14 protein-coding genes, 17 tRNA genes and 3 rRNA genes are annotated in these 21696 nt (G+C 56.7%); 32 read left to right on the forward strand and 2 right to left on the reverse strand.

Translation table 11 applies throughout. The annotated features are described in order from the left end of the window. Positions 1 to 105: 105 nt before the first annotated feature. The 31 genes from PD282_RS04400 to PD282_RS04550 all read left to right on the forward strand — a co-directional run bounded on the left by PD282_RS04400 (position 106) and on the right by PD282_RS04550 (position 18477). A 16S ribosomal RNA gene (locus tag PD282_RS04400) occupies positions 106 to 1651 on the forward strand. 110 nt (positions 1652 to 1761) lie between these two features. Next, a 5S ribosomal RNA gene (gene rrf, locus PD282_RS04405) occupies positions 1762 to 1913 on the forward strand. Between the two features lie 29 nt (positions 1914 to 1942). Continuing rightward, a tRNA-Ile gene (locus tag PD282_RS04410) sits at positions 1943 to 2019 on the forward strand. Between the two features lie 19 nt (positions 2020 to 2038). After that, positions 2039 to 2114 (forward strand) — tRNA-Ala (locus PD282_RS04415). A 136-nt stretch (positions 2115 to 2250) separates the two neighbouring features. Beyond that, positions 2251 to 5185: ribosomal RNA gene (locus PD282_RS04420) — 23S ribosomal RNA — on the forward strand. Together the 16S, 23S and 5S rRNA genes with 17 tRNA genes alongside form the textbook arrangement of a ribosomal RNA operon. A 103-nt stretch (positions 5186 to 5288) precedes the next feature. Continuing rightward, positions 5289 to 5364 (forward strand) — tRNA-Asn (locus PD282_RS04425). Between the two features lie 3 nt (positions 5365 to 5367). Beyond that, positions 5368 to 5458 (forward strand) — tRNA-Ser (locus tag PD282_RS04430). Between the two features lie 9 nt (positions 5459 to 5467). Beyond that, positions 5468 to 5542, forward strand: a tRNA-Glu gene (locus PD282_RS04435). 131 nt (positions 5543 to 5673) lie between these two features. After that, a tRNA-Met gene (locus PD282_RS04440) sits at positions 5674 to 5750 on the forward strand. A 35-nt stretch (positions 5751 to 5785) separates the two neighbouring features. Further along, a tRNA-Asp gene (locus PD282_RS04445) sits at positions 5786 to 5862 on the forward strand. A 14-nt stretch (positions 5863 to 5876) separates the two neighbouring features. After that, positions 5877 to 5952 (forward strand) — tRNA-Phe (locus PD282_RS04450). A 15-nt stretch (positions 5953 to 5967) separates the two neighbouring features. Continuing rightward, a tRNA-Thr gene (locus PD282_RS04455) sits at positions 5968 to 6043 on the forward strand. Positions 6044 to 6047: 4 nt separating this feature from the next. Further along, a tRNA-Tyr gene (locus tag PD282_RS04460) sits at positions 6048 to 6133 on the forward strand. A gap of 8 nt (positions 6134 to 6141) precedes the next feature. Continuing rightward, positions 6142 to 6215, forward strand: a tRNA-Trp gene (locus PD282_RS04465). Positions 6216 to 6227: 12 nt separating this feature from the next. Then, a tRNA-His gene (locus PD282_RS04470) sits at positions 6228 to 6303 on the forward strand. A gap of 10 nt (positions 6304 to 6313) precedes the next feature. Continuing rightward, positions 6314 to 6388, forward strand: a tRNA-Gln gene (locus PD282_RS04475). 5 nt (positions 6389 to 6393) lie between these two features. Beyond that, a tRNA-Gly gene (locus PD282_RS04480) sits at positions 6394 to 6468 on the forward strand. A gap of 7 nt (positions 6469 to 6475) precedes the next feature. After that, positions 6476 to 6549: transfer RNA gene (locus PD282_RS04485), tRNA-Cys, on the forward strand. 14 nt (positions 6550 to 6563) lie between these two features. After that, positions 6564 to 6640: transfer RNA gene (locus tag PD282_RS04490), tRNA-Arg, on the forward strand. Positions 6641 to 6645: 5 nt separating this feature from the next. Beyond that, a tRNA-Leu gene (locus PD282_RS04495) sits at positions 6646 to 6728 on the forward strand. Between the two features lie 241 nt (positions 6729 to 6969). Then, positions 6970 to 8709, forward strand: coding sequence for a sensor histidine kinase (locus PD282_RS04500; protein ID WP_274655016.1), 1740 nt, complete (start codon positions 6970 to 6972; stop codon positions 8707 to 8709). Then, on the forward strand, positions 8687 to 10291 hold the full coding sequence (locus PD282_RS04505) for a response regulator transcription factor (RefSeq protein ID WP_274649155.1): 1605 nt from the start codon (positions 8687 to 8689) through the stop codon (positions 10289 to 10291). Before PD282_RS04500 ends, PD282_RS04505 begins: the two co-directional genes overlap by 23 nt. 101 nt (positions 10292 to 10392) lie before the next feature. Then, a complete protein-coding gene (locus PD282_RS04510) occupies positions 10393 to 11370 on the forward strand; it encodes an ABC transporter permease (protein ID WP_338045158.1) in 978 nt (325 codons plus the stop codon). 12 nt (positions 11371 to 11382) lie between these two features. After that, positions 11383 to 12318: a carbohydrate ABC transporter permease gene (locus tag PD282_RS04515; protein ID WP_274649156.1), complete on the forward strand. Its 936-nt coding sequence runs from the start codon at positions 11383 to 11385 to the stop codon at positions 12316 to 12318. A gap of 85 nt (positions 12319 to 12403) precedes the next feature. Next, positions 12404 to 13978 carry an ABC transporter substrate-binding protein gene (locus PD282_RS04520; RefSeq protein WP_274649157.1) on the forward strand — a complete coding sequence of 525 codons (1575 nt, stop codon included), beginning with the start codon at positions 12404 to 12406 and terminating at the stop codon, positions 13976 to 13978. Positions 13979 to 14297: 319 nt separating this feature from the next. Continuing rightward, positions 14298 to 14588, forward strand: coding sequence for a LiaF transmembrane domain-containing protein (locus PD282_RS04525; RefSeq protein WP_274649158.1), 291 nt, complete (start codon positions 14298 to 14300; stop codon positions 14586 to 14588). A gap of 40 nt (positions 14589 to 14628) precedes the next feature. Beyond that, the gene (locus PD282_RS04530) at positions 14629 to 15327 is read left to right on the forward strand and encodes a PspA/IM30 family protein (protein ID WP_274649159.1); all 699 of its coding nucleotides are present in this window, start codon (positions 14629 to 14631) and stop codon (positions 15325 to 15327) included. Further along, on the forward strand, positions 15324 to 15812 hold the full coding sequence (locus PD282_RS04535; protein ID WP_274649160.1) for a PspC domain-containing protein: 489 nt from the start codon (positions 15324 to 15326) through the stop codon (positions 15810 to 15812). The genes PD282_RS04530 and PD282_RS04535 overlap by 4 nt, the downstream gene beginning before the upstream one ends. Position 15813: 1 nt before the next feature. Further along, a complete protein-coding gene (locus PD282_RS04540) occupies positions 15814 to 16500 on the forward strand; it encodes a PspA/IM30 family protein (protein WP_274649161.1) in 687 nt (228 codons plus the stop codon). 211 nt (positions 16501 to 16711) lie between these two features. Beyond that, the gene (locus tag PD282_RS04545; protein ID WP_274649162.1) at positions 16712 to 17815 is read left to right on the forward strand and encodes a sensor histidine kinase; all 1104 of its coding nucleotides are present in this window, start codon (positions 16712 to 16714) and stop codon (positions 17813 to 17815) included. Then, on the forward strand, positions 17803 to 18477 hold the full coding sequence (locus PD282_RS04550) for a response regulator (protein ID WP_274649163.1): 675 nt from the start codon (positions 17803 to 17805) through the stop codon (positions 18475 to 18477). The genes PD282_RS04545 and PD282_RS04550 overlap by 13 nt, the downstream gene beginning before the upstream one ends. A gap of 410 nt (positions 18478 to 18887) precedes the next feature. Here the strand turns inward: PD282_RS04550 and mobB are convergent, their stop codons facing one another. Then, a complete protein-coding gene (mobB, locus tag PD282_RS04555) occupies positions 18888 to 19418 on the reverse strand; it encodes a molybdopterin-guanine dinucleotide biosynthesis protein B (protein ID WP_274649164.1) in 531 nt (176 codons plus the stop codon). Between the two features lie 439 nt (positions 19419 to 19857). Between mobB and PD282_RS04560 the strand changes: the two genes are divergently transcribed. Beyond that, positions 19858 to 21252, forward strand: coding sequence for a molybdopterin molybdotransferase MoeA (locus PD282_RS04560; RefSeq protein ID WP_274649165.1), 1395 nt, complete (start codon positions 19858 to 19860; stop codon positions 21250 to 21252). A 53-nt stretch (positions 21253 to 21305) separates the two neighbouring features. On the opposite strand, the gene PD282_RS04565 is transcribed toward PD282_RS04560, so the two are convergent. Beyond that, entirely contained in the window at positions 21306 to 21665 is a 360-nt protein-coding gene (locus PD282_RS04565; protein WP_274649166.1) for a hypothetical protein, read from the reverse strand. Positions 21666 to 21696 lie beyond the last annotated feature (31 nt).

The following is a 21696-nucleotide window of genomic DNA, read 5'->3' on the forward strand; positions in this document are numbered from 1 at the left end:
AGTATTTGTTCCTTGAAAACTGAACAATGAGCGACCTGTCAAAAGGTTTAAATTATGAGCAAGACAAGCTAATTCATGAAGAGCTTCACCTCGGTGAGCGCTTCTTTTATGGAGAGTTTGATCCTGGCTCAGGACGAACGCTGGCGGCGTGCCTAATACATGCAAGTCGAGCGGAGCTTTTCCTTCGGGAAAAGCTTAGCGGCGGACGGGTGAGTAACACGTAGGCAACCTGCCTGCAAGACCGGGATAACATCCGGAAACGGATGCTAATACCGGATACGCGGCTTTCCCGCATGGGGGAGCCGGGAAAGGCGGCGCAAGCTGTCACTTGCAGATGGGCCTGCGGCGCATTAGCTAGTTGGTGGGGTAACGGCCTACCAAGGCGACGATGCGTAGCCGACCTGAGAGGGTGATCGGCCACACTGGGACTGAGACACGGCCCAGACTCCTACGGGAGGCAGCAGTAGGGAATCTTCCGCAATGGACGCAAGTCTGACGGAGCAACGCCGCGTGAGTGAAGAAGGTTTTCGGATCGTAAAGCTCTGTTGCCAGGGAAGAATGGGTCGAAGAGTCACTGCTTCGATCATGACGGTACCTGAGAAGAAAGCCCCGGCTAACTACGTGCCAGCAGCCGCGGTAATACGTAGGGGGCAAGCGTTGTCCGGAATTATTGGGCGTAAAGCGCGCGCAGGCGGCATCGTAAGCCCAGTGTTTAAGCTCGGAGCTCAACTCCGATACGCACTGGGAACTGCGAGGCTTGAGTGCAGAAGAGGAAAGTGGAATTCCACGTGTAGCGGTGAAATGCGTAGAGATGTGGAGGAACACCAGTGGCGAAGGCGACTTTCTGGGCTGTAACTGACGCTGAGGCGCGAAAGCGTGGGGAGCAAACAGGATTAGATACCCTGGTAGTCCACGCCGTAAACGATGAATGCTAGGTGTTAGGGGTTTCGATACCCTTGGTGCCGAAGTTAACACATTAAGCATTCCGCCTGGGGAGTACGCTCGCAAGAGTGAAACTCAAAGGAATTGACGGGGACCCGCACAAGCAGTGGAGTATGTGGTTTAATTCGAAGCAACGCGAAGAACCTTACCAGGTCTTGACATCCCTCTGACCGGTCTAGAGATAGGCCTTTCCTTCGGGACAGAGGAGACAGGTGGTGCATGGTTGTCGTCAGCTCGTGTCGTGAGATGTTGGGTTAAGTCCCGCAACGAGCGCAACCCTTGATTTTAGTTGCCAGCACGTCGTGGTGGGCCCTCTAAAATGACTGCCGGTGACAAACCGGAGGAAGGCGGGGATGACGTCAAATCATCATGCCCCTTATGACCTGGGCTACACACGTACTACAATGGCCGGTACAACGGGAAGCGAAGGAGCGATCCGGAGCGAATCCTAGAAAAGCCGGTCTCAGTTCGGATTGCAGGCTGCAACTCGCCTGCATGAAGTCGGAATTGCTAGTAATCGCGGATCAGCATGCCGCGGTGAATACGTTCCCGGGTCTTGTACACACCGCCCGTCACACCACGAGAGTTTACAACACCCGAAGTCGGTGGGGTAACCGCAAGGAGCCAGCCGCCGAAGGTGGGGTAGATGATTGGGGTGAAGTCGTAACAAGGTAGCCGTATCGGAAGGTGCGGCTGGATCACCTCCTTTCTAAGGAATACCGTTTCCCGCAGCGGAAACGAAAGCGAGCCGAAAGGCTTGCACCGACAGGAATCGCTCATGTTCAGTTTTGAGGGAACAAACCCTCAAGAGACAATCCGTTTGGTGGCGATGGCGGAGGGGAACCACGCGTACCCATCCCGAACACGACCGTTAAGCCCTCCAGCGGTATTGCAATTGACCCGGATGGAAACGATGGGCAAATTGCAATGCTGGTACTTGGACCGTTGGAGAGAGTTGGGCGTCGCCAAGCAGGCGGTTTTTTGCCGCGATATGGTGCCGGGGCCTTTAGCTCAGCTGGTTAGAGCGCACCCCTGATAAGGGTGAGGTCGGTGGTTCGAGTCCACTAAGGCCCACCATTTGACCAAACTTTATTATGGGGCCATAGCTCAGCTGGGAGAGCGCCTGCCTTGCAAGCAGGAGGTCAGGAGTTCGATCCTCCTTGGCTCCACCAAAAGCATTGCCATCCACAAGCCGCAGATGATACAATATCATGTGCGAATTGCACCTTGAAAACTGGATACGAACAAATGAAACATCCTTTAGCTGAGTTTAAGCTTACGAAGCCCGTTTTCTTTGGAAAACGACTAGGTTAAGCTACTAAGAGCGCACGGAGGATGCCTAGGCACTAGGAGCCGACGAAGGACGTGGCGAACAACGAAATGCCTCGGGGAGCCGTAAGCAGGCGTCGATCCGGGGATGTCCGAATGGGGAAACCCGGCTGGGGCAATGCCCAGTCACCCGTTGCTGAATCCATAGGCAGCGTGGAGGCATACCAGGGGAACTGAAACATCTCAGTACCCTGAGGAAGAGAAAACAATAGTGATTCCGTCAGTAGCGGCGAGCGAACGCGGATTAGCCCAAACCAAGGGGCTTGCCCCTTGGGGTTGTAGGACGTCTCACATGGAGTTACAAAAGCGTTGGTTAGGCGAAGCGGTCTGGAAAGGCCGGCCAAAGAAGGTAAAAGCCCTGTAACCCAAAGTCAGCGCTCTCCGAGACGGATCCTGAGTACGGCGGGACACGAGAAACCCCGTCGGAATCCGGCAGGACCATCTGCCAAGGCTAAATACTCCCTAGTGACCGATAGCGAAGCAGTACCGTGAGGGAAAGGTGAAAAGCACCGCGGAAGCGGAGTGAAACAGAACCTGAAACCGTGCGCTTACAAGAAGTCAGAGCCCAATTTAGGGGTGATGGCGTGCCTTTTGTAGAATGAACCGGCGAGTTACGTTCCCGTGCAAGGTTAAGGTGAAGAGCCGCAGCCGCAGCGAAAGCGAGTCTGAATAGGGCGAGTTAGTACGTGGACGTAGACCCGAAACCGGGTGATCTACCCCTGTCCAGGGTGAAGGTGCGGTAACACGCACTGGAGGCCCGAACCCACGAACGTTGAAAAGTTCGGGGATGAGGTGGGGGTAGGGGAGAAATTCCAATCGAACCCGGAGATAGCTGGTTCTCCCCGAAATAGCTTTAGGGCTAGCCTCGGCGTAAGAGTCATGGAGGTAGAGCACGGATGGGGTGCGGGGCCCGCCAAGGGTTACCAAGTCCCGTCAAACTCCGAATGCCATAGACTTATCGCCGGGAGTCAGACGGTGAGTGCTAAGATCCATCGTCAAGAGGGAAACAGCCCAGATCATCAGCTAAGGTCCCCAAGTGTGTGTTAAGTGGGAAAGGATGTGGAGTTGCCCAGACAACCAGGATGTTGGCTTAGAAGCAGCCACCATTGAAAGAGTGCGTAATAGCTCACTGGTCGAGTGACTCTGCGCCGAAAATGTAACGGGGCTAAACACACCACCGAAGCTATGGCTAGGCAATCGCAAGATTGTCCTGGGGTAGGGGAGCGTTGAATACGGGTTGAAGGTATACCGTAAGGAGTGCTGGACTGTATTCAAGTGAGAATGCCGGTATGAGTAACGAAAAGACAAGTGAGAATCTTGTCCGCCGAAAGCCTAAGGGTTCCTGAGGAAGGCTCGTCCGCTCAGGGTAAGTCGGGACCTAAGGCGAGGCCGAAAGGCGTAGTCGAAGGACAACAGGTTGAGATTCCTGTACCACCGTAAACCGTTATGAGCGATTGGGGTGACGCAGAAGGGCAGTGACGCGGGGCGATGGAATGCCCCGTCCAAGCAGTGAGGCTGGTTGATCGGCAAATCCGTCAACCGTAAGGCTGGGCTGTGATGGGGAGGGAAAATTACAGTACCGAAGGTCATGGGCTCCGGCTGCCGAGAAAAGCCTCTAGCCAGGTGAAGGTGCCCGTACCGCAAACCGACACAGGTAGGCGAGCAGAGTATGCTAAGGCGCGCGGAAGAACTCTCGTTAAGGAACTCGGCAACATGACCCCGTAACTTCGGGAGAAGGGGTGCCTCGGTAGGGTGAATAGCCCGAGGGGGCCGCAGTGAAAAGGCCCAAGCGACTGTTTAGCAAAAACACAGGTCTGTGCGAAGCCGTAAGGCGAAGTATACGGGCTGACGCCTGCCCGGTGCTGGAAGGTTAAGGGGAGCGGTAAGCCGCAAGGCGAAGCTGTGAACCGAAGCCCCAGTAAACGGCGGCCGTAACTATAACGGTCCTAAGGTAGCGAAATTCCTTGTCAGGTAAATTCTGACCCGCACGAATGGCGTAACGACTTGGGCGCTGTCTCAACGAGAGATCCGGTGAAATTTTAATACCTGTGAAGATGCAGGTTACCCGCGACAAGACGGAAAGACCCCATGGAGCTTTACTGCAGCTTGATATTGGACTTTGGTACGATCTGTACAGGATAGGTGGGAGCCTAAGAAGCCGGAGCGCCAGCTTCGGTGGAGGCGCCGTTGGGATACCACCCTGATCGTATCGGAGTTCTAACCTGCTACCCTGAAACGGGTAGAGGGACCGTGTCAGGCGGGCAGTTTGACTGGGGCGGTCGCCTCCTAAAGCGTAACGGAGGCGCCCAAAGGTTCCCTCAGAATGGTTGGAAATCATTCGAAGCGTGTAAAGGCAGAAGGGAGCTTGACTGCGAGACCGACAAGTCGAGCAGGGACGAAAGTCGGGCTTAGTGATCCGGTGGTACCGCATGGAAGGGCCATCGCTCAACGGATAAAAGCTACCCTGGGGATAACAGGCTTATCTCCCCCAAGAGTCCACATCGACGGGGAGGTTTGGCACCTCGATGTCGGCTCATCGCATCCTGGGGCTGAAGTAGGTCCCAAGGGTTGGGCTGTTCGCCCATTAAAGCGGTACGCGAGCTGGGTTCAGAACGTCGTGAGACAGTTCGGTCCCTATCTGTCGCGGGCGCAGGAAATTTGAGAGGAGCTGTCCTTAGTACGAGAGGACCGGGATGGACGTACCGCTGGTGTACCAGTTGTTCCGCCAGGAGCACCGCTGGGTAGCCAAGTACGGACGGGATAAGCGCTGAAAGCATCTAAGCGTGAAGCCCCCCTCAAGATGAGATTTCCCAGTATGTAAGACCCCTGGAAGACGACCAGGTTGATAGGTTCGAGGTGGAAGCGCGGCAACGTGTGCAGCTGACGAATACTAATCGGTCGAGGGCTTATCCTATCGGTGTTCACGGACACGTGAACGCTGCTTCGGAAGACCAGCTAAAGAATTGATCGGATGTTCGTATCCAGTTTTCAGGGTGTAACACACCTGAATATACTGTTCCCTGATAGCTCAGTTGGTAGAGCACTCGACTGTTAATCGAGTTGTCACAGGTTCGAGTCCTGTTCGGGGAGCCATATGGAGAGCTGTCCGAGTGGTCGAAGGAGCACGATTGGAAATCGTGTATACGTTAACCGCGTATCGAGGGTTCGAATCCCTCGCTCTCCGCCAGTTTTATATGGCCCGTTGGTCAAGGGGTTAAGACACCTCCCTTTCACGGAGGTAACAGGGGTTCGAATCCCCTACGGGTCACCAAAAATAACTTGCATTGAGGACAAGTCGTGTGTTACAATATCGATTGTCGCTCATGCGGACTGGGTAGATGAAGTTCGGCGGTGAACCCGTCAACGTTTTGCCAGTCGGCAACACAGCAGCATTATTAACGACGCGGGGTGGAGCAGCCCGGTAGCTCGTCGGGCTCATAACCCGAAGGCCGCAGGTTCAAATCCTGCCCCCGCAACCAAATTTACTTCGGAGCAATCCGAGACCTTATAATGTGGAGCCGTGGTGTAGAGGCCTAACATGCCTGCCTGTCACGCAGGAGACCGCGGGTTCGAATCCCGTCGGCTCCGCCATTATAACCTAAAACGGCTCGGTAGCTCAGTTGGTAGAGCAGAGGACTGAAAATCCTCGTGTCGGCGGTTCGATTCCGTCCCGAGCCACCATTTAACTGCATAAGAGCCGGTGTAGCTCAACTGGTAGAGCAACTGACTTGTAATCAGTAGGTTGGGGGTTCAAGTCCTCTCGCCGGCACCACTATGGAGGATTAGCGAAGTGGCCAAACGCAGCAGACTGTAAATCTGTTCTCTGACGAGTTCGGTGGTTCGAATCCATCATCCTCCACCAGTTACCTTAGGGGCATAGTTTAAAGGTAGAACAGCGGTCTCCAAAACCGTTAGTGTGGGTTCAATTCCTGCTGCCCCTGCCAGTTGAATATATGGCGGTCGTGGCGAAGTGGTTAACGCATCGGATTGTGATTCCGACATTCGGGGGTTCAATTCCCCTCGATCGCCCCATCTTTTCCATTGGGGATTAGCCAAGCGGTAAGGCAACGGACTTTGACTCCGTCATGCCTAGGTTCGAATCCTAGATCCCCAGCCATTTATGCGGAAGTGGCTCAGCGGTAGAGCATCGCCTTGCCAAGGCGAGGGTCGCGGGTTCGATTCCCGTCTTCCGCTCCATTCTTTCGGCGCCATAGCCAAGTGGTAAGGCAGAGCTCTGCAAAAGCTTTACCCCCAGTTCGAATCTGGGTGGCGCCTCCATCTTTTTTTATTTTGTGCCCTTAGCTCAGCTGGATAGAGCGTTTGACTACGAATCAAAAGGTCAGGAGTTCGAATCTCTTAGGGCACGCCATGATTGCCGGTGTGGCGGAATTGGCAGACGCGCGCGACTCAAAATCGTGAGGGAAACCGTGGAGGTTCGAGTCCTCTCACCGGCACCATCTTTTTTACGCCTAGCATATGAAAGCTCAAGAGTTCGACACTCTTGGGTTTTTTTGTTGTATTCACGCGACTTCATTATAGTGTAAGCTTTCGTTTGTTGACATCATCCAGGAAAAAATTGTTTTCGTTATTGCGGAAGGCGCTTTCAGCTGTTAGAGTGGTACTTATCCTACTCACTGGAGGAGATTTGCGCTGAAGCGATCAATCAAAACGCAGCTGATTATCAGCTTTTTTTTGGTGATGCTGCCTGTTGTGCTGTTTCTGGTGATGAACACACTGTATGCCAAAAACGTCGTGCGGGACAAGGTGTCCGAAACGTACCGGAACACACTCGATATTTTTGGGGAAAAGACGGACCGGACGCTCAGCGAAATCAGCAATTATTTAAATAAAATGGCGGTGCTTGATAACGACGTAGGACTGCTGCCGTCCTTCCCGTACGGAAGCGACAACTATATCCTGACCAAGATCCGGATTCAAAATAAGCTTCAGCGCGACATTGTGTTCTACAATCCGGTCGATACGGTGTTCGTTTACAATGCGGGAGACATTTTTTTCAGTACGGCCGGCCCTGGCTATGATGCGATGAAAAACGTGCTGTCCGATAATTTGGGAGCTATCGTGAAATTAGCCCGCACCTCGGTCGATGGAAAATGGCTGCTGTGGCACGACAAAAGGGTTCCCGGCGGCGACTTTCTGGTGCGGCTTACGGCGGTTTCGAACAGCGAGCTGTATGTGGGTGCGATCATTCGAATTTCCGAGCTGCAGGCCCAGCTGTCCCTTCAGTGGAAGGACGGCGACATCGGCGAAAGCGCGATTTATTCCACGAATGGTATCCGGCTTGGTAATCCTGCGTCCGGCAATCCTGCCGTGTTCGACGAACAGATAACGAAGCTTGCGGGCGATCCATACCAGTTCGTGAAGGACGAGCATACCGGCCGCCGCTATTTGATGATGAGCCGTCCGAGCCAGCAGGCGGATTTTACGATGATTATTCTCGTGTCCGAAAGCTACATGCTGCAGGCTTTGCCTTATTTTCAGAAAGCAACGTATTTCATGACCTTCGGGCTTATTTTTATATTCGCCTTGTATTTGTTTTTTATCCGCCACATGCTGTTCAAGCCGCTGCAGCAGCTGATCGCCGGGATGAAAAAGATTTCGCTCGGGATGCTGGACGTCCGGCTGCAGACGAACGAGACGCATGAATTCGTTTTTCTGGCCAATACGTTCAACAACATGGTGGAGCAAATCAAAGATTTGCGGATCGGGATGTACGAAGAACAGCTGCGCGTGCAAAAAATCGAGCTGAAGCAGCTGCAGGCGCAAATCAATCCGCATTTCTATATGAACAGCCTGAACATCATTTATAATTTCGCCGCGCTGAAGGATACGGATTCGGTGAAAAAAATGGCGCTTCATCTCGCGGATTATTTCCGCTTCATTATGCGGGTCAACCGCGATCTGATTACGCTGGACGAAGAGCTGAAACATATCGGCAATTATATTCAAATTCAGAAATTCCGTTTTCCGAATAAGCTGGACTGCACGTACGACATGCCGGACGATCTGAAACACGTGACGCTGCCTGCGCTGACGGTTCAACCGTTCGTGGAGAACGCGATCATCCACGGGTTTAAGGACCATCGGAAGCTGTTCGCTATTACCGTTAGGGGCGAGCTGGTGGAGGATGAAGGCGAAACCTTCATTGTCCTTGCCGTCGAGGATAACGGAACCGGTTTTCCGGACGGTCTGCTGGAGCAGCTGAAGGAAGGCGAAGCTCAGCTTCACACCGACGCGGGCGGCGTCGGCATCCTCAATGTCATGCAGCGGCTGAAGCTGCGGTACGAGGGCAGGGCAAGCGTCAGCTTTTATAATCGAAGCGGCGAGGGGACGGGCGCCGGCGTCAAAATTACGCTGCCGGTTGTGAAAGAAGCGGAACGGGAGGAGAGCGGTCGCAGTGTACAACTTGCTGGTCGTTGATGATGAGGAGATTGCCATTCGCGGCATCGTGCAAGGAATTGACTGGTCGGCGCTGCCGATATCCGATATTTACACGGCGTACGATGCGGAAGAGGCGCGGCGGATTTTCAGCGAGCATCCGGTTCATGTGCTTATATCCGATATCGACATGCCGAGGGAAAACGGCATTCAGCTGCTGACATGGGTTAAAGAAGCTTCTCCGGCGACGAAGACGATTTTTTTGACCGGACACGCCGATTTCAATTTTGCCCAGCAGGCTATCCAGCTCGACAGCTTCGATTACCTGCTAAAGCCGATCGACCACGACGAGCTGAAGCTTTGCGTGGAAAAGGCTCTGGAATCGGTACGCGAGCGGGAACGGGAGGAATCGTTCCGAAAGACGTATGCCTTTTATTTCGAGCAATGGAACCGGCAGCTGCCGCTGCTGGTGGAGCGGCTTTGGCAGGATGTGCTGAATTTGCGGATTCCGGCAACGGCTCGCCAGCTGGAACCGATGTTCAAGCTGTACGGCATGAACCTCGATATGGAGAAGCCGGTGATGCCGCTGCTCATCAGCGTTGAAGAATGGAAGCAGGAATGGAACGCACGGGATGAAGAAATTATGACGTATGCGCTCAGAAATGCCGCCTCGGACCTTTTGCTTGACGGCCGGGAGGGGCATGTCATCCAGGAATCGAACGGGATGCTGTTCGTCATCTTCTATAATCCTGCGGCCGAAGAGGGTGCGGCACTCGAATCCCGGTGTGCGGAATATATCCGCAAATGCTCCGCGTATTTGTACGCCGTCGTGTCGTGCTATATCGGCGAGGCGGCGTCGGTCGGCTCGCTCCGGGCCGGCGTGCAAAGCTTGGCCGAGATGGAGCGCTCCAATATCGGGCAGACCGGCACGGTGTTTCGCCTTTGCGCGCAAACCCGGGAACGAAAGAAGGCCGCGGCTGCGCCGAACCTTCAGGAATGGTCCGTGCTTGTGGAGCAGGGCAGGAAAGCCGAGCTGAAGCAGCGCATCGACGAGCTGTTTGAGCGTTTGCAGCTTGATCAAGTGGACCACACGTACATGGTCCATTATTATTTCGGTCTGGTCCATACGATTTTTCAGCTGCTGCAGCGCCGGGGGATACCGTCGGAGAGCATTTACTCCGAAGGGGAATGGCGGGGCGGGGAACAGGCGATGAAATCGCTTGGGGCGATGAAGGCCTGGACGGTTCAGTTTACCGGAAGGGCTGCGGATTATTTAGGTACGCAGGTCAAGGAAGTGTCGAACGCGATCGCCAAAGTGCAGCAGTTTGTCGAGGCAAATCTGCATCAGGATTTGAACCGGGAGGCGATTGCGGAGCACGTGTATCTGAATCCGGCGTATTTGTCCCGGCTGTTCCGCAAGGAAACCGGAAAGTCGCTGACCGACTATTTGGTCGAGCTGCGGATGCAGCGTTCGATGCGCGAGCTGAAGGAGACCAACATCAAAATCAGTGATATTTCCATTTCGGTCGGCTACGGCAATTTTTCTCACTTTTCCAAGCAGTTCAAGCGAACGACCGGGTTGACGCCGCAGGAATACCGCAAGAAATACCAGGATGTTCTGTAAACAGGTCACCATAACATTAAACGAGTAACGACGCCGATAGAGAGGGGCGTCGTTTTTTTATACCATAAAGATACAGATGACGTAGAAGGAGGAACGTAGACATGGCCGAGGTGGAAGCGGTTACAGTCTATACGGAGAAAACAACGAAGGCCAGGACGCTCAAATGGACGCTGGCCTACCTGATCCGCAATTACTGGATGTTCTACCTGATGCTGCTTCCGGGCGTTATACTGCTGATTTTCAACAATTATATCCCCATGCTCGGGATCGTCATCGCCTTCAAGACCGTCCGATTCGATATCGGCATTCTGCACAGTCCGTGGTCGGGCTTCACGAACTTCAAGTTTTTGTTTCAATCCGGTGATTCTTATATCATTATCCGCAACACGCTGCTGTACAACTCCGCTTTTATCGTGCTGAACCTGATTTTCCCGCTTGCGTTCGCCATTATGCTGAACGAAATGAAAAACCGCTTTCTCTCGAAGCTGCACCAGACGATTATGTTTCTGCCTTATTTTTTGTCGATGACCGTTATCGCCTACCTCGTATTCGGCTTTATGAGCGACGAGCACGGTTATTTGAACGGCACGCTGCTGCCGGCGCTGGGGCTCGAACCGATCCGCTGGTATTTTACGAAGGAAGTGTGGCCCTTCATTCTGCCGATCATCAATACATGGAAAGGGATGGGCTATTACACCGTCGTTTATATGGCGGCCATCATCGGCATCGACGACGAATATTACGAGGCGGCGACAATCGACGGCGCCAGCAAGTGGCAGCAAATGACGCGCATCACCGTTCCGCTTATTATGCCGGTCATTACGATTATGACGCTGCTGCAGATCGGGCGTATTTTCAACGCCGATTTCGGACTGTTCTTTCAGGTGCCGCGCGAATCGGGCACGCTGTTCCCGGTGACGAACGTCATCGATACGTACGTGTATCGGACGTTTCTGACCGTCGGCGATATCGGTCTGTCATCCGCGGCGGGTCTGTTCCAGTCGGTCGTCGGCTTCGCGCTCGTCTTTTTGTCCAACTGGGTCGTGCGGCGATTCAACAGCGAAAACGCGCTTTTTTAGGAGGGAAATCAGATGGCGGCCATTGCCGAAAACGTACACGCGGGATCCAATCCCAAAAACCAGCTGCCTTTTCTCGCATCGCTTGGCATCAACGTGTTTTTCGTCATCTATTCGATTATGTGCATCGTTCCGCTGCTGCTGATCATTTCCGTTTCGTTCTCCGACGAGAAAGGAGTCCTTACGAACGGCTACCGGTTCCTGCCTGAGAAATTCAGCCTGGCGGCCTATCAGTTTCTCTATAAGGACGTCGGCCAAATCGCGTATTCGTACGGAATCTCGATTACGGTCACGGTCGTCGGCACAGTGCTCAGCATGCTGATCATTGCCCTCTATGCGTATCCGATTTCCCGGAGCCATTTTCCGCATGCCAAATTTTTTACCTTTTTCGTTTTCTTCACGCTGCTGTTCTCCGGCGGGCTGGTTCCGTGGTACCTCGTTTACGTGCAGCTGCTGGAATTAAAGGACACGCTCTGGGCGCTTATCATGCCGCTCCTGATGTCCTCCTTCTGGGTACTGATCGTGCGGACGTTCTTCAAGGAAACGATTCCCGGGGCGGTAATCGAATCCGCAAAAATCGACGGAGCCGGCGAGCTGCGCATTTTTCTCCGGATCGTGCTGCCGCTGTCGATGCCGGTTATGGCGACCGTCGCGCTGTTTCAAACGCTGACCTATTGGAACGACTGGTTCCTGAGCCTGGTATTCATCACGAACGATCACAATATTTCGGTGCAGTATCTGCTCTATAAAATGCTCGCCAATATCCAGTACTTATCCAGCAACCCGACGGCCGCGGCCGAGATTGCCAAAGCGGGCGGGATGTTCAACTTCCCGAGCGAAACGGTGCGGATGGCGCTGGTCATTGTCGGCGTCGGCCCGATCGTATTCGCGTACCCGTTCTTCCAAAAATATTTCATCCGCGGACTTACGGTCGGCGCCGTAAAAGGATAATCCGCCGCACCGGTCCATCACCCGGCTTCAACCGGATTATCCGGTTTGGCATATTCATGCTCATTTCAGGGAGGTCCAATATTCGATGACGAAGTGGAACAAGAAAGCTTCTTTGGTCATGGCGCTCCTGTTCGGGATCGCGCTTATCGTATCCGCCTGCGGAGGCGGAGGAGGCAGCGAGCCCGCGGCCGGCAGCGGAAGCGGCGCATCGAACGCCAAGGCGGACGAGCCGGCTGCCGGCGGCGACGGGGCGTCGGACGCCGCGGCCAAGCTGAAGCCGTACAAGCTGAAGCTTGTTTATGAAGGTCCTCCGCAGCCCGATGAAGCGCTGGTCGAGGATGCCATCAACAAAATTTTGGTCAAAAAAATCAATGCGACCATCGACATCGCTCCGATCGACTGGGGGGCGTGGGACGATAAAGTCAACCTGATGATCGCTTCCCGCGAGCCGGTGGACGTCCTGTTTACCGCGCAGTGGAACGGCTTTGCGAAAAACGTCGCCAAGGGGGCGTACCTGCCTCTTGACGATCTGCTGCAGCAGTACGGGCAAGGCATACTCGAATCGCTGGATCCGAAGTTTCTGGAAGGAACGAAAATTAACGGGAAAAACTACGGCATTCCGACCAACAAAGAGCTGGCTTCGGCCGGGGGCATTGTCTACCGCAAGGATATTGCGGACCAGCTCGGCATCGATATGAGTCAAGTGAAGAAGCCCGAGGACCTGGATGCCGTCTATAAAATCGTGAAGGAGAAGCGTCCGGACATTATCCCGCTGTATTCGAGCGGCGGCATGTTTAATGCCCACTATTTCGCGGAATACGATTTTCTCGGCGATGCCACGATTCCGGGCGTCATTATGAAGAACGGCGACGATACGACCGTGCGGATGGCCGAGGATCTGGACATTTACAAGCGGTATATCAAGATCGCCCGCGATTTCTTCCTGAAGGGTTATATCAATAAGGACGCCGCGACGACGCAGCTGTCGAGCCAGGACGCCTATAAAGCCGGCAACGTCTTCTCCACCATCGAGCCGATGAAGCCCGGCAAAGCGGACGAAATCGCGAACGCCGCCGGTATGCCCGGAAAGCTGGCGCAAATTACGCTGACCGGCAAAACGGTGGCGACGTCCGAGCCGGCGGGAGCGATGCTGGCTATCTCGTCGACGTCGAAGGATCCGGCCCGCGCGATGATGCTGATCAACCTGCTGCATACGGATAAAGACATTAACAACCTGCTCAATTTCGGCATCGAAGGGGTGCACTATACGCTAAACGGGGACATTATGACGCCGACCGACAAAACGAGCCGCTATTCCCCCGGCGTCGCCTGGGAGCTCGGCAACCAGTTCCTGAATCATGTGTGGAATACGGAAGCGCCGGACAAATGGGAGCAGTTCAAAAAATTTAATGAAGGAGCCAAACCGTCGCCCGGCCTCGGCTTCGTCTTTAACAGCGATCCTGTCAAAGCGGAGGTCGGCGCGCTGGCGAACGTCATCAAGCAGTATCAGAAGGCCATCGAAACCGGCTCCGTCGATCCGGACAAGGTGATGCCGGAATATATGAGCGCGATGAAAGCCGCCGGCGTCGATAAGGTCATCGCCGAGAAGCAGAAGCAGTTCGACGCGTTTCTGGCAAACAAGAAGAACGGGAACGGTTGATGAAAGCGAGCGTGTGAATACGGGAAAATCATCAGGCTGCAGCCGCGCAAGCGGACTGCGGCTTTTTTTCGTCCAGGAGTATGCCGCCGGCTGACCCGAACGCATTCGTTCCGGCTGCCCGGGCTAAAGGGTGAAACGGTATCAGCCCCGCGTTCCAAGCCGCCCCGACCGAGGTCTAGGTTCAAAAACCGCCGTTGGTCGGTTTTGAACAAATGCGAAAACCCCTACAATAAAGACATAAGCAAGCGATGAAACAATTTCATGCGCGGCGACGTATTGGAAAAGAAACGGAAATTTCGAGAGGCGGTGTAGGTTCACAATGAACGGAAAAACGGCTTTAGGCGCAGTGCTTGTTGTGATCGGCGGATTGATGGTGATGAAGTATGTCGGCATCCATATGGCAGGGATTTTCAGTTTTCTGATGCCGTTCATCCTGATCGGTCTCGGGGCGGTCGGATTAAAAAACAACAGCAAGGTAATCGGCAGCATTCTGATTGCGGTCGGGGCGCTCATGCTGTTCGGCAAGCTGCTCGGCCTGCTTCCTCTGATTCTGGCCATCGGCCTGGTCGTATGGGGCGTATCGATGTTCAAACGCGAAAAGCGCGTCTGACGCGCACGGATTATTCAGGATAATATAAGGAGGTTCCCCCATGAGTATCATGCGACGTGTTCGCGACATCACGGTCGCGACGCTGAACGAACGGCTGGAGAAAGCCGAAGATCCCGTAAAGCTGATCGACCAGTTTCTTTGGTCGACAAGGGAAGAAATCATTCAAGCCGAGCGGCTGTACCAGCAGTATATGTCGCACGGCAGCCACTTGAAGGCGCAGTGGCTGCAGGCGGAGCAGCTGAAGGAGAAGCGCGAGCAGCAGGCGATGACGGCGCTGAGAGCCGGCGAGGAAAACGTGGCTCGCATCGCGCTCCATGAAAAAGCGGCCAGCGAAGAGCGCGCCGTCCAGTACCGCGAGCTGTACGAGCAGACGCTGCAAAATGTCAGCGAGCTTGAGGATCAGCTGCGCGAGCTGCGAAGCGAATATCAGACCGTATACGATAAACGGGAATATTACGCGGCGCGGATGGAATCGCTCCGTCTGCAGCAGCGGATGAACGCGCGATACGTCGGCAGCGGCGTGCACGGCGTCCAGGCGGGGCAGCAGCCGGAAGGCATGTTCCGCAGGCTCGAGGACCGCATCAGCAATCTTGAGCACGAGGCCAAAAGCCTGCGCGAGATTCGCCGGGCAGGCCAAGAGTTTATTACCCAGGCCGGCTCCACCGTGCAATCGGTCATCGAACGCGAGATGGAGCAGTTGAAGCGCAAATTGCAGCAGGAAGGATGGAAATCGTCATGAGGAAGCTGTATCGTTCGCGTCACGATAAGAAGCTGTTCGGCTTATGCGGCGGCATCGCCGAGATGTTAAACGTCGATGCGACGCTGCTGCGGATTCTTCTGATCGTGCTGACGATCTTTACGAGCGGTTTTGTTATCGTAATTTACATTCTTGCCGGTCTTGTCGTCCCGAAGGAGCCGAACATTTATGATGGGTTTGGTTCCGGAGGCTTCGGACACGGCGGCGGGTATCCCGGCGGCTATGGCGGCGGCTGGAACGGAGGCTACGGCGGCCAAGGCGGCCAAGGCGGCTTCGGGCAAGGTCAGAGCTACAATCCCGGAGGTCCGTACACGAATACGCCGCCGCCCGCGGCGGGCGGATCGGCAGGGCGTCAAACGGCGTCGAACCTGGACGCCATGATGGAGGATTTGGAGAAAAAGGCGCTCCGCCGCGAAATTGAAGAACTGAAAGCAAAACTGGCTAAACACGAGAAGGGAGATTTTTAACATGAGCATTTTCAAACGGATGAAAGATATGACCAAGGCGTCGATCCACGAGGTACTCGATAAAATGGAAGATCCGGTCGTCATGCTGAACCAATATTTGCGCGATATGGAAGCGGAGATTCATCAGGCGGAGCTGACTGTGGCCAAACAGATGGCCAGCGAGCGGTCGATGAAGCAGCGTTTGGACGAAGCGGTGCGCGCTGGAGCGGACCGCGAAGCGAAAGCCGAAACGGCGATCCGCACCGGCCAGGAGGATCTGGCGCGCAAGCTGCTTGAAGAGAAAATTTTCTTCGACCAGAAAACGGCGGAATACACCGATCTGCATGTGCAGGCCAAAACGCAGGCGGATGAGCTGATGCAGCAGCTGCACGGCATGAAGGAAGAGTTCTATCAGCTGCGCAACAAACGCAACGAGCTGGCCGCCCGCGCCCAAATGGCCAAGGCGAAAAAGCAGATGGCGCAGGTAACGACGGTGCATTCGATCGAAAGCGGCAATGCGTCTCGCGGCTTCTCGCGGATGGAAGAAAAAATTATGCAGCTCGAAGCGGAAGCCGACGTCATGCGCGTGCCGTATAACGCCTTTAACGGTTCGGCGGCTCCAAAAACGGTTGACCCGGCGAAAGAGCTGAAAGTCGAAGAACAGCTTCAGGCGCTCAAAAACCGGCTGAATCCTCCGGCAGCCGAATAACCTGCGAGATTTCGGCGGCTTTTCGAATGAATCGGAAGCAGCGGCGAGAATAATAAAATCAACGGGCGTGCGGCGCTTTTTTGACAGGAGCGCCGCATGCCTACGGCTTTTTATGCGGCGGGGAAGGAGCCGTTGGGATGGCATCGCGTCCAAGAGACGGCGTTAGGCCGGTTCCTCTTGTACGGGTACATAGAAAGGGGGACGGAAAGCGATGGACCATCGGGAGCCTTCGGAAAATACGGCCCCGGAACAGGCGGCCGACGCCGGCAGGAAAGAGGAGCGGCTCCCGCCCGTACCGGCTTACCGCGGCGGACAGAAGGGGACGCCGGGTAAACCGGGCAAACGTGGCGGCAATGCGGCGGAAATGGTGCTGTGGCTGCTCGTCATTTCGGGTCTGATCGCGATCGTCATGCAGGGCGCCTGGCTCCGGCTGTTTTCGCTGCAAAGCCAGGCCGCCGTCATCGGTCTCATCATAATCGCCGCGGCGCTTGCCGCCGCGACGTCATATAGTTATTTGCAGGGCGTGAAGCTGCGGGCGGCGATCAAACGCCTGACCGAGCAGCAGAAGCGGAAGAAGCGGGTGACGCTTCCCGCGGAAGCGGGCCGGGATGAAGAAGAGAAGGAGCGAACCGAGGAAGAGGACGCCTGGACGGAGCAGGTCCGGTTCTCCGCGGTGATCGAGGAGCGCCAGCGGCTGGCGCGCGAGCTGCACGATGCGGTCAGCCAGCAGCTGTTTGCGATTTCGATGACCGCCACGGCGGTCAGCCGTACGCTGGAGAAGGATTGGGAGAGGGCCAAGAGACAGGTGCAGCTGATCGAGGAAATGGCCGCGGTCGCGCAGTCGGAGATGCGCGCGCTGCTCCTTCATCTTCGTCCCGTTCACCTGGACGGCAAAAATTTGGCGCAGGCGCTGCAAAGCCTGGTGGACGAATTGAAACAGAAGGTGCCGATGGACATTTCGCTCGATGTGGATCCGTCCATTCGCCTCGAACCGGAAGCGGAGGATCATTTATTCCGGATCGTCCAGGAGGCGCTGTCCAATTCGCTTCGCCATTCGAAGGCCGACCAGATGGGCATCCGGCTGCAGCGGCAAGGCGGCGACGTGCGGCTGCTGTTTCAGGATAACGGCGTCGGCTTCGATTTGGAGGCGAAAAAGCAGACGTCGTACGGCCTGCTCACCATCGAGGAGCGGGCCAATGTGCTCGGCGGCGGGATGCAAATTATAACGGCGCCTGGCGAGGGCACCGTAATCGATATTTGGGTCCCGGCGGCGGGACCCCTTGGGGAGGGAAAATCCGGCGGATGGAGGCGGTAAAACGGATGGAAATCGGGCAGCCGATCAAGGTACTGCTGGTCGACGATCACGAGATGGTGCGGATCGGTCTGGCGGCGGTGCTGGATACCGAAGACGGCATCGAGGTCGTGGGCGAAGCGAGCAACGGGATCGAAGGCATTCGGCTGGCACAGGCGTATCAGCCCGACGTCGTGCTGATGGATTTGGTGATGGACGGAATGGACGGCGTCGAGACGACGCGGAGGCTGCTCGAGCTGTACCCGGACTGCAAAGTGATCGTGCTGACCAGCTTTATCGACGACAGCAAGCTGTATCCGGTCATCGAAGCGGGCGCGTTCAGTTATTTGCTGAAAACGTCGCGGGCGACGGAAATCGCCGAGGCGATCCGGGCGGCGATGCGGGGACAGTCGGTGCTCGAATCGCAAGTCGCGGCCAAAATGATGAACCGTTTCCGTCAGCCGAAAGCGGAAACGGTACGGCCGCCGCACGAGCAGCTGACGGAGCGGGAAATGGACGTGCTGAAGTGCGTCGCGAGCGGGCTTTCCAACCAGGAAATCGCGGACCGGCTGTTTATCGGCATCAAGACGGTCAAGTTCCATGTAACGAATATTTTCGCCAAGCTCGGCGTCGAGGACCGGACCCAGGCCGCAATTTATGCCCATAAACACGGATTGGCGGAGTAAGGCGGGCGAATGGCGAGCGGATCGGGCGGCAATTGTAAAGCATAGAGGCGGATAGGTGGCGGTTATAGAAGGACAGGGACTGAAGGACAGAAGGACAGAAGACAAAAGGACATAAGGACTTGGACAGAAGGCGGACGCGGGGTGCAGCCTTTGCGGGCTGGCAGTCCGAAGGCAACACCAAGTACATTTGTTTCCGCGCTTTGGCAGAAACGTATGGAAAAGGCCGGATTGATGTTCATAAATGGAGTGAGGCCGGAGTGCTTCTGAGTGACGCGGACGGCCGGCGGGCGGGAGATCTCGATTGTGAGGGATCTCCTGCTTTTTTTTGTGCGCCTTGCTCTACACGCCTTGAACCGAAGGGGCTGTAGGCAGGGGAAAACCTGCGCAAGAATTCTGGCTGGTCCGCGGCGTCAGCGGAAAACGCGATGCATCACGAACGCTCCGATCGCTTCGGTATCGCCGATCGCAAAAACCGGGAAGGAGGATTCGTCCGGCAGCGTCCGGCTTAGGGCGGCTGCGGCTTCCGGCCACACGGCAGCGGCGATAACGGCTTTCAGCTCGTTAGCTAGCGCGGCGTCTTCCGGGCGGCGAATCAGCACCAGCTTCGGGTAAGGCTCCAGCTTGAAGCCTTCCACGAGTACGACATCGACGCCGCGCATGTGGGCAAGCAGGCCGTCAAGCGATTCCGGGGCGCCGCGCATAATGGCGCTGCTGCGGGACGAGCTGATTGCGGTTATGTCCGCGCCGGCTTCCCGGTGACGCCACGTGTCGGTGCCGGGCGTATCGATTGCAAAATCGTGGGCGTCGTGCTTCACGGTGCCGACGGTGAGGCCCGACTGCTTCAGCAGCCGGACGAGCGCGGCAATCAGCGTCGTTTTTCCGCTGTTTTTATACCCGGCGATTTGCAGGACGACGGGCCGGCGGGGAGTGGGGGGAATCATCGAAGACTCCTTTCTGAACCTGACGGATTCCATATTTTAGTTGTGCCGATTGAAAGGGTTAGTATACCCACTTTATCATAATGCAGCGCACTCTTGAAAGGACGGGTCCGGCAGCTTGTCCGGCGGACGGCGCCGTGGCAGACATCGAGACTGGGCAAGACCGCGATAAGTTGTCCGCTGCCAATGCGGACGGAGCCGCGGCAGACAACGAGACCGGACAAGGTAGCGGAAGCTTGTCCGCGGCCATTGTGGACCGCGATCGCGGCAGACTACGAGACCGGACAAGACCGCGGCAGGTTTTATTCGACGGGAACCTTCATTTTTCGTGGCAGATTAGCTGACAAACAGGCATCCCGAGCGGTAGAGCAAATGGTTTTCGTTTGGTATAATGAAGGATAAACTTGATGAACTCGGACACCGGGGCGGGAGGAAAACGAACGTGCGGCAGCTTCAGGGAGCGACGCGATTTCATAGACGGGCGATTAAGGTGGACGAAGCGATCCGCCTCGTCATCGAGGCTTCGGAGCCCGGGCGGCGGGAGACGGTGCCGCTGTGGCAGGCCGGCGGCCGCCGGCTGGCGGAGCCGCTTGCCGCGACGACGGACTGGCCGCCGTTCGCTCGCGCCTGCATGGACGGGTACGCCGTCCGCAGCGCGGATACGGCGCTGGCGTCGCCGGAATCGCCGGCGGAGCTGCGCGTTGCGGGAACGGTCGCCGCGGGAGAGCTGCCCGCGGCGGACGTCGAAGCCGGCACCGCCGTGCGCATTATGACCGGCGCGGCGGTGCCGGCGGGGGCGGACGCGGTCGTCATGCTGGAGCAGACCGCGGACGCCCTGCGGGACGGGCGGCCTGCGGTGCGGGTGAATCGCGCCGCCGAGCCCGGCCAGAACATTGCGCAGCGCGGCGAGGAATTCCGCCGCGGCAGCCTGGTTGCCGGGCCCGGCACGCCGATTCGGCCGGGCCATGCGGCGCTGCTCGGCACGTTCGGCTATGCCGACGTGCCGGTGTTCGCGCGCCCGCGCGTCGCGGTGCTCGCGACGGGCGCCGAGCTGCAGCCCGTCGCGGCTGCGCTTGCGCCGGGCGGCATCCGCGACAGCAACAGCGCGATGCTTGCCGCGATGGTGGAGCAAAGCGGCGGAACGCCGCTGCTGCTCGGCAGCGCCGCTGACGATCCGGCCGCCGTCAGCGGCATCATCCTGCAGGCGCTGCAGCAGGCGGATCTGGTCGTCACGACCGGGGGCGTATCGGTCGGCGATTATGACGTGATGGCCGCGCTTCTCCGCGGCATCCGCGAAACCGGCGCGTTCCGTCCGGATTGGCGGCCGGAAGAATCGGACGGGCGGCCTCGCGGCGATGATCCGGCTGATTTCGGCGCCTCACCGGAGGCTGCGCTCCGGGGCGGCGACAATAGCCGGCTGCTTTTTGACAAAATCGCCATACGGCCGGGCAGTCCGACTTCGGCGGCGGTCGTGGACGGCAGGCTGCTGATTGCCTTGTCCGGCAGTCCCGGCGCCTGCTTTGTGGGCTTCGAGCTGTTCGTCCGTCCGGCTCTGCGCCGCCTGCAGGGGGCAAGCCGCGAGGAGGCTTACCCGGAGTCGACGACCGCCCGGCTTCTGTCCGATTATGCCAAAAGCAGCCCGCACGATCGATTCGTCAAGACGAAGCTGATCGATCGGGAGGGCGTTCTGTACGCCGATCCGCTCGCCTTCGGGAAATCAAGCATGATGGCCTCATTGCCGGATGCGGACGGGCTCATCCGCATTCCTGCCGGGCCGGGCGGTGCAGCCAGGGGATCGATTGTCGACGTGCTGCTCTTACCGCGCTCCTTCGTCTAACTACGCAAGAGAAGCAGCGGCCGAAAATTTTCATCGTTCCGGCCTGCAGGAAATCAGACTCCGGCGTCGAGGAACAACCCGTTCAAAGCGAGCTGCGACCGAAGCCGTTGATTCGAACCGTAAACCGCACAGCCGCCCGGTTCCTTGACGAGACGAGCGAATGCCTCGCCGGCTTCGCCGGTCCCGCCGTCGTTCTTAAGCGCCTTCTCCGCAATTCGGGCCGCCGCTTGAAGCGCAGCCTTGGCGGAAAGAGGGAGGCCGCAGCCGGCGGCAGCGGCCTGAAACGGGCGGCTGCTGGAAGGATCACCCGGCCGCTTGTTCCGTTTGTATAAGTCCCGAATTTCTTCATCGGAACGAGCCGACGGCCATGTGCGGCTCAGGCCCGTTACCGGCATGACGGGAGAGATCGGCATCGTTCGTCCACCTCCGCATGGGGTGCGATTG

Source organism: Paenibacillus humicola (assembly GCF_028826105.1).
Classification (GTDB): domain Bacteria; phylum Bacillota; class Bacilli; order Paenibacillales; family Paenibacillaceae; genus Paenibacillus_Z; species Paenibacillus_Z humicola.